We start from the raw sequence: 11,476 nt of genomic DNA on the forward strand, positions 1-11,476 counted from the left end.
TTATCCGGATAGCCGTTACAGCCCTTTCAATAACTTCTCAACGAACTCAGGCACTACCTGGCTTGCCGGACCGTAATACTTCTCTTCAAACTCACTGCCTACCTGGCTCGGTTCGAGATTGAGTTCTACCGTATGTGCCCCATGCAGCCGCGCCTCATGCACAAAACCCGCTGCCGGATAAACATGTCCTGATGTGCCAATCGCAATGAACACATCTGCCATTGCCAGTGCCATATAAATTTCATCCATACCCAGCGGCATTTCACCAAACCACACTACGTGTGGTCGCAGCGGTGCCGGAAACTGGCAGCAATGACATTTATCTTCCGGTGTCACATCGCCCGTCCATTCCAGAATCTGCCCGCTTTGCGAACAGCGAACTTTGAGCAACTCGCCGTGCATATGGATAACGTTCTGGCTGCCCGCACGCTCATGCAGATTATCAATGTTCTGCGTCACCAGTAAAAAACGATCGCCCAGCTCGGCTTCGAGTTTTGCCAGTGCGATATGCGCCGCGTTGGGTTGGATTTCAGGCTGCTGCAACTGATGGCGACGGGCGTTATAAAACGACTGAACCAGTTCCGGGTTTCGACTAAATCCTTCCGGAGTCGCAACGTCCTCTACCCGATGTTCTTCCCAGAGACCATCCGCCGCGCGGAATGTTCGAATTCCTGACTCAGCGGAGATTCCCGCTCCAGTCAGTACCAGCACTCTTGGTTTTTCCATCAATTCAGGCACCACTCTGTCTCTGAAAAAGATTCGTTGACGCAGGCGATCGCGCAAATGGCGTTTATTTTTACGAAAGCGGCTTAACCGATGACCCCGACGCGACAGCATAACAACCTCTTTGTATTAATCGGTAAGATGTAGGAAAGCAGCCCCGCGCATCCCGCCGGCATCACCGTGCCGTGCCTGCTCAATACGCGGTACCCGGGCAACCGGCAGCAGATGACGTGGCAGTCGATCCGCCAGTTGCGTCGTAATAGCGGTAAAATTCGACAAGCCTCCGCCAATCACCACCAAATCAGGATCGACGATAGTCAGGATATTCCCAAGACACACTGCCAGCAAATCCAGATAGCGTTCAACGTGGGCACGCGCATGTTCGTCACCCTGCTCCCACAGCGCGATGATTTCGCGGGCATCCAGCGGTTGATGGTAGTAATGCTGATACAACCACGCAAATCCACCGCCGGAAAGATAGCTTTCGATGCATCCCAGTTGACCGCATCCGCAGCGGCGCAGCGGGAAATCAAAGCCCATCAGCGTCAGCGCATCGACCGGCAAACGAATATGACCAAACTCACCGGTGATATAGCTGCGTCCGGTGATGGATTTCCCGTTAAGCACCAGGCCGCCGCCGACGCCCGTACCGAGGATCAACCCCATCACCAGCGGATATTGGGTGAACTCGTCATCCCAGGCTTCGGAGAGAGCAAAACAGTTCGCATCGTTATCCAGACGCACATCGCGGTCAAGGCGAGCGCTGAGATCGGCGCGGAGTGGTTTGCCACTGGCGGCAGGAACGTTGGCCGCGTACAGCGTGCCGTCTTCGGTTTCCGGCATGCCCGGAATGCCGATGCCTACCGAACCTTTGATGCCGAACCGCTGATCCGCTTCCGTCACCAGATTGCAGACCGCATCAAGGAAAGCGTCGTAGCTGTCGCGAGGCGTAGGAACGCGAGTTTCCCATTGCAGACGACGTTGCTTATCAAACACGCCCAGCGCAATTTTGGTCCCGCCGATGTCAAATCCGTAATACATCACCGCTCCTTGATACACGTCATCCTTCAAGATGCCTCTGCGTTGGCTACGCCTTGATGCAGCATGAATGCTGTCGTGTATTATTGTTGTTATTGGCCGCTAAGTACTCTCGCAGGATCAATATTGCTGGCGCGACGCGCCGGATACCAACTTGCCAAAAGACTCAGCACGAGTGCTGTCACCAGCACGTAAATCACATCCAGCCAGTGTAATTCCGATGGCAGGAAGTCAATGAAATAGATATCGCCGGACAGGAACTGATGGCCGATAAGCGCCTCAATCCCGTTTATGATCGGCGTCAGTTGCAACGAGACAACCACCCCGATGACGACGCCTATCAGGCTACCGAACAGACCCGCCAGCAGGCCGTACCAGACAAAAATGGCACGGATCAACCCATCTTTCGCCCCGAGGGTTCTTAATACCGCAATATCGCCGCTTTTGTCTTTTACCGCCATCACTAACGTGGAAACGATATTAAAACAGGCCACGCCAATCACCAGCACCATAGCCAGATACATAATGGCGCGGATCATCTGAATATCGCGGTACATATAGCCGTAGGTGCCGATCCAGCTCTTGATGTAAACATAGTTATTGGTGACTTCACCCGCGTCTCGCACCAGCTTATTGGCGTTAAACACGTCGTTAACCTTCAGCGCGATCCCGGAAACGCTGGTTCCCATATCAAGATATTGCTGCGCATCTTCCATTGGGATCATGGCAAAGCTGTGATCGAGCTGACCGCTCAGTTGCAGGATCCCCGTCACGTGCAAACGCACGCGTTTAGGCTGCTGTAGCTTATGATCCGCACTGGCGTTAGGGATCATAATCGATACCCAGTCACCCTGCTTCACCTTCAGCGCATCGGCAATGCCCTTACCAATGATGATTTGTTGTTCACCGGCTTTAAAATTATCCCAGGCGTGGTTTTGCACAAAGGATGGCAACGCGCTTAAACGCTGTTCCTGTTTCGGGTCAACGCCCTTCACCTGCACCGCGCGTAAGTTCGCCCCGCTCTCCACCAGTCCGGTAAAGTTGATATAAGGCGCCGCGGCGACAATACCCGGCACTTTTTGTACCTTGTCGAGCGCTTCCTGCCAGTTATTCCACGGCTGATTTACGGCTTCAATCTCTCCGTGTGGGACTACGGCCAGAATACGGTTGTTCAGCTCACGCTCAAATCCGTTCATGGCACTTAAACCGACGATCAACACCGCCACACCCAACGCGATGCCAACGGTAGATATCACCGAAATTAACGAAACCATACCGCCGCGCCGCCGACCACGGCTAAAGCGCAGACCAATCAATAACGATAAAGGCGAAGCCATTACTCAGCTCCCATCAGGCTCAGTTCAGCCGTCAGGCGACCATCGCGCATTTCAAGCTGGCGACTCATCCGCTTCGCCAGTTGCAGATCGTGCGTCACCACCAGAAATGCCGTGCCCTGAGAGCGGTTCAGCTCACCCAGAAGCTCGAAAATGCTGTCCGCGTTACGCGCATCCAGGTTACCCGTTGGCTCATCTGCCAGGACCAGGCGCGGGTTATTCACCAGCGCACGCGCGATGGCCACCCGCTGGCGTTCGCCGCCAGACAGTTCAGACGGGCGATGACTGGCACGATGATCCAGCCCTACCGCTTTCAGCATATCCCGTGCGCGCTCGGTGATTTCAGCCGGTTTTTTCTTGCCGATCAGCAGCGGCATCGCTACGTTTTCCAGCGCGGTAAAATCCGGCAGCAAATGGTGGAACTGGTAAATAAAGCCCAGCTTCTGATTACGCAGTTCCGCTTTCGCCGCCGACGAGAGCTTACTCATTGGCTGACCGCTAAAAATGACGTCGCCGGAAGTCGGGGTATCCAACCCACCTAACAGATGCAGCAACGTACTCTTGCCGGAGCCTGAGCTGCCGACAATCGCCATCATCTCACCTTCGCCGACGCAAAAACTGACATCGTGCAGTACATCGGTCTGCACAGTGCCTTCCTGATAGCGTTTGCACAGGTTGTCGCATTGCAACAGGATCTTATTCATAACGTAAAGCCTCAGCGGGTTGAGTGGCGGCAGCGCGCCAGGAAGGATAAAGCGTAGACAGCAGCGCGATGGCCATCGCCACCAGCGCAATGACGATAACCTGCAGCGGCTCGATAGCGACCGGCAGCGCAGCGCCATCCAGCAGCACACCAATAATTGGCATCAGATTGTTCAGTTGGCTGGCGAGCAAGGCACCCAGTACAGCGCCCAGCAGCGCGCCAATCACCCCGGCACTGGCCCCCTGAACCATAAACACCATCATTATCTGCCGCGGCGTTAGCCCCTGCGTTTGTAAAATCGCCACTTCCCCTTGCTTCTCCATTACCATCAGACCCAGCGAGGTAATAATATTAAAAGCCGCCACCGCCACGATCAGGCTAAGCAGCAGCCCCATCATGTTCTTTTCCATGCGCACGGCCTGGAACAGTTCCCCTTTGCGCTCGCGCCAGTCCTGCCATTTGGTGCCCTGCGGCAGCGTTTGCTGGCTCAGCGTGTCAACTTTTAACGGTTCGTTCAGCCACAGACGCCAGCCAGTGATATTACCCACCGGATAGCGCATCAGACGCGAGGCATCCTGAATGTTGGTCAGCATCTGGTAGCCATCGACTTCGCTGTTGGCGGCGAAAGTGCCAATCACCGTAAACAAACGCTGGCTCGGCAAACGCCCCATCGGCGTAAACTGGCTGGCCGAGGGCACCATCACACGGATTTGATCGCCACGGTTCACGCCCAACTGCCCGGCAAGCTGCTCGCCGAGGATGACATTATACTTACCCGGTTGCAGATCTGTTTGCTTCACATTGACCAGATACGGCGTTAACGGATCTTTTTGCGCCGGATCGATACCGAGCATCACGCCGACGGCAACGCTACGCGCGCTTTGCAGCACCACATCTCCCGTAGTTATGGGTGCAACGCGGTTGACGCCGTTCAACACCACCGCTTTTTCCGGCAGTTGTTGCGGGTTGAGGGAACCCTGTTCAGACGAGAGTACGGCCTGAGGCATCAGGCCAAGAATATTGTTTTGCAGCTCGCGCTCGAAACCGTTCATCACCGACAACACCGTGACCAGCGCCATTACCCCGAGAGTAATGCCTATGGTGGAGAGCCAGGAAACGAAGCGACCGAAGCGATCTGCTGCACGCCCACGCATATAACGCAGGCCGATGAATAGAGCGACAGGTTGGTACATGAAATCCGTCTGGTTGCTGTTAGCAAAGTCACGAGTATATAAGCGAAAGCGGAATGGGTAAATGACTGAACCGTAAGTGTTCGTCAGCACTATTCCTAAAAGTATAAATAAATCAATTCGCTAAAGTTGTCCCTCTACCCTTCAGCCCGGGTCCCTGATCTTTATCTTAAAAAAACAAAATGCAGACAGTTACGCATTACAGCGCACAGCGGGTTGCGCAGGATGGCAGGCTATAGCCAACAATATGGATACGCCGTCTCGATGAAGAAAAAAGAACTATGGATTAATCAAATCAAAGGGTTATGTATTTGTCTGGTGGTGATTTACCACTCGGTAATCACGTTTTACCCGCACCTCACTACTTTTCAGCATCCGCTTTCAGAGCTGCTGAGCAAATGCTGGATTTACCTCAATTTGTACCTGGCGCCGTTTCGCATGCCGGTCTTTTTCTTTATTTCGGGGTATCTGATCCGTCGCTACATTGATAGCGTCCCGTGGACCACCTGCGTGGATAAGCGGATCTGGAACATTGCCTGGGTGCTGGTGCTTTGGGGAGTGGTGCAATGGCTGGCGTTAGTCGCGCTCAATAACTGGCTGGCCCCACAGCGCGATCTGAGCCATGCTGCCAACGCCGCGTATGCCGATTCGATCGCGGGTTTTACCCACGGAATGCTGACCGCCAGTACCAGCTTGTGGTATCTGTACGCGCTGATTGTCTATTTTGTTCTGTGTAAAATTTTCAGCCGCTGGGCGGTGCCGCTGTTGGCGTTATTTGTGGTGCTGAGCGTGGCGATCAATTTTGTCCCGACGCCGTGGTGGGGAATGAACAGCGTGATTCGCAATCTGCCCTGGTACAGCCTCGGTGCATGGTTTGGCGCAACGCTGATGGTATGGATCAAGGAGGTGCCCCTGCGCCGCCATGCGGTCATTGTTCTGGTTAGCGCAATCGCCGCCGTCGTCGCGTGGCTGGCAAATGTCTCACTATTACTTTCTCTGCTTTCCATTGTGCTGATCATGAAGCTGTTTTATCAATTTGAGCTGCGCTTTGGTATGCGTGAGTCCGGCCCGTTAAGCGTGATTGGTGCCAATACCATCGCCATCTACACCACCCACCGTATTCTGGTTGAGCTGTTCAGCTTAACGCTAATCCCCAAAATCAATCATGCCGCCTGGCCTGCCTATGCGGAGCTGGCCCTGCTGCTGGTGTATCCGTTCGCCTGCCTGCTACTGTGCACCTTGTTTGGCCTGTTGGTACGTAAAATTTCACAAAAAACAGTGGCCGACCTGCTCTTTTCCCCGCCTTCTTTATCGGCTGTCTCGCGCTAACCCCTACGCGCTTTTTGCCCCCATCAGGGGGCGAATCAATTTGCTTATGAGAAACGATCACGGATAATAAAGAACATTGCTTATCAGATGTATATCTAAACGAGATCCTGACAACCGAATGCCTGAACAACATCGTTACACGCTCCCGGCGAAAGCTGGCGATCAGCGCCAGTTAGGTGAGCTTACCGGTGCCGCCTGCGCAACGCTGGTCGCCGAAATCGCCGAACATCACGCGGGTCCAGTGGTCCTGATCGCGCCGGACATGCAAAATGCGCTGCGTTTGCATGATGAAATTCGTCAGTTTACTGACCAGATGGTGATGAACCTGGCCGACTGGGAAACGCTACCCTACGACAGCTTTTCTCCCCATCAGGAGATTATCTCCTCGCGGCTCTCCACGCTGTATCAGCTGCCTGCCATGCAGCGCGGCGTGCTGATCGTTCCGGTAAATACACTGATGCAGCGCGTTTGTCCGCACAGCTATCTGCACGGTCATGCGCTGGTCATGAAAAAGGGCCAACGACTTTCACGTGATGCTCTGCGTGAACAGCTGGACAGTGCGGGCTATCGCCATGTTGATCAGGTCATGGAACACGGCGAATACGCCACACGCGGCGCGTTGTTGGATTTGTTCCCGATGGGCAGCGAGTTGCCTTATCGTCTGGATTTCTTTGATGACGAAATCGACAGCCTGCGTCTGTTTGATACCGACACCCAGCGCACGCTGGAAGAAGTCGATGCCATTAATTTGCTACCCGCACACGAATTCCCGACTGACAAAACGGCCATCGAACTATTCCGTAGCCAGTGGCGCGATACCTTTGAGGTGAAACGCGACGCCGAACATATTTACCAGCAGGTCAGCAAAGGCACGTTACCTGCGGGTATTGAATACTGGCAACCGCTGTTTTTCAGCGAGCCGCTGCCGCCGCTGTTCAGCTACTTCCCCGCCAATACGTTATTGGTGAATACCGGTGATATCGAGACCAGCGCAGAACGCTTCCAGGCCGATACCCTGTCACGCTTTGAAAATCGCGGTGTTGATCCGATGCGCCCGCTTCTGCCGCCGGAATCGCTGTGGCTGCGGGTTGATGAGCTGTTTTCTGAACTTAAACGCTGGCCGCGCGTTCAACTGAAAACCGAGAGTCTGGCGAACAAAGCAGCGAATACTAACCTCGGGTTCCAGAAGCTGCCGGATATCGCCGTTCAGGCACAGCAAAAAGCGCCGTTAGATGCGTTACGTAAATTCCTTGAAGGCTTCACCGGTCCGGTGATTTTCTCGGTGGAAAGTGAAGGCCGCCGTGAAGCACTTGGCGAACTGCTCGCCCGTATCAAAGTGGCGCCGAAGCGGATATTGCGACTCGATGAAGCCGTAGATAACGGTCGTTATCTGATGATTGGCGCAGCTGAGCACGGCTTCATCGATAGCAAACGCAATCTGGCGCTGATTTGTGAAAGCGATCTGCTTGGGGAACGCGTGGCGCGCCGCCGCCAGGATTCTCGTCGCACCATCAACCCGGATACGTTAATTCGTAACCTCGCAGAGCTGCATCCCGGTCAGCCGGTGGTGCATCTGGAGCATGGCGTGGGTCGTTATGCCGGTATGACCACGCTGGAAGCGGGCGGCATCACCGGTGAATATCTGATGCTCACCTATGCCAACGACGCCAAACTGTACGTGCCGGTGTCGTCACTGCATCTGATCAGCCGCTATGCAGGTGGCGCAGAAGAGAATGCGCCGCTGCATAAACTTGGCGGCGATGCCTGGTCACGTGCCCGACAGAAAGCCGCTGAGAAGGTGCGCGATGTTGCGGCAGAGCTGCTGGATATTTATGCCCAGCGCGCGGCGAAAGAAGGCTTTGCCTTTAAGCATGACCGTGAACAGTATCAGCTGTTTTGCGACAGTTTCCCGTTTGAAACCACGCCTGACCAGGCGCAGGCGATTAACGCGGTACTCAGCGATATGTGTCAACCGCTGGCCATGGACCGCCTGGTGTGCGGCGACGTCGGCTTTGGTAAAACCGAAGTCGCGATGCGCGCGGCCTTTCTCGCCGTAGAGAACCACAAGCAGGTTGCCGTGCTGGTGCCGACCACCCTGCTCGCACAGCAGCACTTCGACAACTTCCGCGACCGCTTTGCCAACTGGCCGGTACGCATTGAGATGTTGTCCCGTTTCCGTAGCGCCAAAGAGCAAGCGCAGATTCTGGAGCAAGTTGCCGAGGGAAAAATTGATATTCTCATCGGCACGCACAAACTGCTGCAAGCGGATGTGAAGTTAAAAGATCTGGGTCTGCTGATTGTCGATGAAGAGCACCGTTTCGGCGTGCGCCACAAAGAACGCATCAAGGCGATGCGCGCAGATGTCGATATTCTGACCCTGACGGCAACGCCAATTCCACGTACGCTCAATATGGCAATGAGCGGCATGCGCGATCTGTCGATTATCGCCACGCCGCCCGCTCGTCGTCTGGCGGTCAAAACCTTCGTGCGCGAATACGACAACCTGGTGGTACGCGAGGCGATCCTGCGTGAAGTTCTGCGCGGGGGACAAGTTTATTATCTGTTTAACGACGTCGAAAACATCCAGAAAACCGCTGACAGATTAGCTGAACTGGTGCCGGAAGCGCGTATTGGTATCGGTCACGGACAAATGCGCGAGCGCGAACTGGAACGCGTGATGAATGATTTCCACCATCAGCGTTTTAACGTGCTGGTGTGTACCACCATTATCGAAACCGGGATCGACATCCCCACCGCTAACACCATCATCATCGAACGAGCGGATCACTTCGGTTTAGCGCAATTACACCAGTTGCGCGGTCGTGTGGGACGTTCTCACCACCAGGCTTACGCCTGGCTGCTGACGCCGCATCCGAAAGCGATGACCACCGACGCGCAAAAACGTCTGGAAGCCATCGCCTCGCTGGAAGATTTGGGTGCAGGTTTTGCGCTGGCGACCCACGACCTCGAAATTCGCGGCGCCGGGGAATTACTGGGTGAAGATCAGAGTGGTTCCATGGAAAGCATCGGCTTCTCACTGTATATGGAACTGCTGGAAAACGCGGTCGATGCGCTCAAAGAAGGGCGTGAGCCGTCACTGGAAGATCTCACCAGCCAGCAAACCGAAGTTGAACTGCGCATGCCGTCTCTGCTGCCGGATGACTATATCCCGGATGTAAACACCCGACTGTCGTTCTACAAGCGCATTGCCAGTGCGAAAGGCGAAAACGAACTGGAAGAAATTAAGGTTGAGCTGATAGACCGTTTTGGCTTGCTGCCCGACCCGGCTCGTACGCTGCTGGATATCGCCCGTTTACGCCAGCAGGCGCAGAAACTGGGGATCAGAAAGCTCGAAGGCAATGAAAAAGGCGGTACCATTGAATTTGCCGAGAAAAACCACGTCAACCCGGTCTGGCTGATTGGTTTACTGCAAAAGCAGCCGCAGCACTTCCGTCTGGACGGTCCAACCCGGCTGAAATTCATGCAGGAGTTGAGCGAGCGTAAAACGCGGATCGAATGGGTCCGCCAGTTTATGCGTCAGCTTGAAGAAAACGCCGTAGCATAAGCATAGTGAACAGGCCGGGTGAGCACACCACTCACCCGGCCTGATGAATTTACAAACTCTTTGCACTTCCCTGCACTTCCCGACACAGCAAACAGCCATAATTCTCGTTTACTTTTACATAATAAAAACCACGTAAAAACAATGGATTTATGGTGATGTTAAACAATAAACGACTCTCTCGCTGGCTCGCGTTTTTTACGCTTGCAGCGACATTCGCGTTAGCACTTCCGGCTCAGGCAAACACCTGGCCGCTGCCGCCACCGGGAAGCCGTCTGGTGGGTCAGAATGCCGTTCACGTTGTTGAAGACAATGGCGGTTCTCTGGAAGCGATTGCGAAAAAGTACAATGTCGGCTTTCTCGCGCTGCTGCAGGCCAACCCTGGCGTTGACCCTTACGTACCACGTCCGGGCAGCGTTTTGACGATCCCGTTACAAACTCTGCTACCTGATGCCCCGCGCGAAGGTATTGTTATCAACCTCGCTGAACTGCGTCTTTATTATTACCAGCCGGGGACCAATTCGGTGACCGTGTATCCTATTGGTATTGGCCAGTTAGGTGGTGACACGCTGACGCCTACGATGGTAACCACCATCTCTGATAAACGCGCCAACCCCACCTGGACGCCGACGGCAAATATCCGCGCGCGATACAAAGCAAACGGGATTGACCTGCCTGCCGTTGTGCCTGCCGGTCCGGATAACCCGATGGGCCATCATGCGATTCGCTTAGCGGCATACGGCGGCGTGTACCTGTTGCACGGTACAAATGCTGATTTTGGCATCGGAATGCGCGTCAGCTCCGGCTGTATTCGTCTGCGCGACGGTGATATAGAAACCCTGTTCCGTCAGGTAACGCCCGGAACTAAGGTCAATATTATCAATACGCCGATCAAAGCATCCGTTGAGCCTAACGGCGTGCGCCTGGTGGAAGTACACCAACCGCTGTCCGAAAAAATCAATGACGACCCGCAACTGCTGCCGATCGTGCTGAACGCGTCCATGCAGACATTTAAAAATGCGGCGCAAACAGATACCGCCGTCATGGATCATGCGATGGAGATTCGCTCAGGCATGCCGGTCGATGTGACCCGTCATCATGACGTTGCTCAACAACCGCTGTAAACGTAGCGTATAAAAAAACCCCCGCTGGATTTTATTCCGCGGGGGTTTTTTATTTAACTCGCAGTGGCATTGCGATGGGTTAAATCTTATTTGTAGATAACAGCAGTTCCGTGAAGAGTGTTAGGACCGGTAACGGAAGTAATACGGAAAGACTTCGCACCCATCTCATCGGCTTTCTGCGCCAGTTGATCTTCCAGAGAACCTAGGTTAGTCCCCGCATTCGCAGAAATAGTACCGACTTTCTCTTGGCCCGCAGGAGTGGACTGAACTTCAACAGCGGCAAAGCTTGCAAATGACAGTGAGCTAAGAACAGCAGCGACAAACAGTGTTTTTACGTTTTTCATGATAGTGACCTTTAGCAGATGAATAGGTGTCGAAAAGATTAACTTAACGATCGATAGGTAAATCATAGATGTGATCCAGGTCACACGTCAACATTTTTTTATAATGATCGTTATATAAAATATAAAGGT

Annotated in this window: 9 protein-coding genes; 3 read left to right on the forward strand and 6 right to left on the reverse strand. The window is 54.0% G+C overall.

Annotated features, from left to right (window positions below):
* Positions 1–15: 15 nt before the first annotated feature.
* The 5 genes from cobB to lolC all read right to left on the reverse strand — a co-directional run bounded on the left by cobB (position 16) and on the right by lolC (position 4,991).
* On the reverse strand, positions 16–837 hold the full coding sequence (gene cobB / locus BZK40_RS22740) for a Sir2 family NAD+-dependent deacetylase (RefSeq protein WP_003832281.1): 822 nt from the start codon (positions 835–837) through the stop codon (positions 16–18).
* 15 nt (positions 838–852) lie between these two features.
* The gene (nagK, locus tag BZK40_RS22745; protein ID WP_020996481.1) at positions 853–1,764 is read right to left on the reverse strand and encodes an N-acetylglucosamine kinase; all 912 of its coding nucleotides are present in this window, start codon (positions 1,762–1,764) and stop codon (positions 853–855) included.
* Positions 1,765–1,853: 89 nt separating this feature from the next.
* Positions 1,854–3,098, reverse strand: a complete 1,245-nt coding sequence (gene lolE, locus BZK40_RS22750) for a lipoprotein-releasing ABC transporter permease subunit LolE (protein ID WP_003030804.1) — start codon at positions 3,096–3,098, stop codon at positions 1,854–1,856.
* A complete protein-coding gene (gene lolD, locus BZK40_RS22755) occupies positions 3,098–3,799 on the reverse strand; it encodes a lipoprotein-releasing ABC transporter ATP-binding protein LolD (RefSeq protein ID WP_003832278.1) in 702 nt (233 codons plus the stop codon). The genes lolE and lolD overlap by 1 nt, the downstream gene beginning before the upstream one ends.
* A complete protein-coding gene (gene lolC, locus BZK40_RS22760) occupies positions 3,792–4,991 on the reverse strand; it encodes a lipoprotein-releasing ABC transporter permease subunit LolC (protein WP_032934420.1) in 1,200 nt (399 codons plus the stop codon). Before lolC ends, lolD begins: the two co-directional genes overlap by 8 nt.
* Positions 4,992–5,252: 261 nt before the next feature.
* On the opposite strand from lolC, the gene BZK40_RS22770 reads away from it, so the two are divergent.
* From BZK40_RS22770 to ldtC, 3 genes are all read left to right on the forward strand, one after another.
* Positions 5,253–6,317 (forward strand): acyltransferase family protein, encoded by a 1,065-nt coding sequence (locus BZK40_RS22770; protein ID WP_079935353.1) that lies wholly within the window; start codon positions 5,253–5,255, stop codon positions 6,315–6,317.
* A gap of 118 nt (positions 6,318–6,435) precedes the next feature.
* The gene (gene mfd, locus BZK40_RS22775; protein WP_079935354.1) at positions 6,436–9,882 is read left to right on the forward strand and encodes a transcription-repair coupling factor; all 3,447 of its coding nucleotides are present in this window, start codon (positions 6,436–6,438) and stop codon (positions 9,880–9,882) included.
* Positions 9,883–10,037: 155 nt separating this feature from the next.
* Complete coding sequence (gene ldtC, locus BZK40_RS22780; RefSeq protein WP_032944376.1) at positions 10,038–11,003, forward strand: L,D-transpeptidase LdtC; 966 nt, start codon at positions 10,038–10,040, stop codon at positions 11,001–11,003.
* A gap of 86 nt (positions 11,004–11,089) precedes the next feature.
* Here ldtC and bhsA read toward each other — a convergent pair whose 3' ends face one another.
* Entirely contained in the window at positions 11,090–11,347 is a 258-nt protein-coding gene (gene bhsA, locus BZK40_RS22785; protein ID WP_003030810.1) for a multiple stress resistance protein BhsA, read from the reverse strand.
* Positions 11,348–11,476: the final 129 nt, after the last annotated feature.

Source organism: Citrobacter portucalensis (assembly GCF_002042885.1).
Lineage (GTDB): Bacteria > Pseudomonadota > Gammaproteobacteria > Enterobacterales > Enterobacteriaceae > Citrobacter > Citrobacter portucalensis.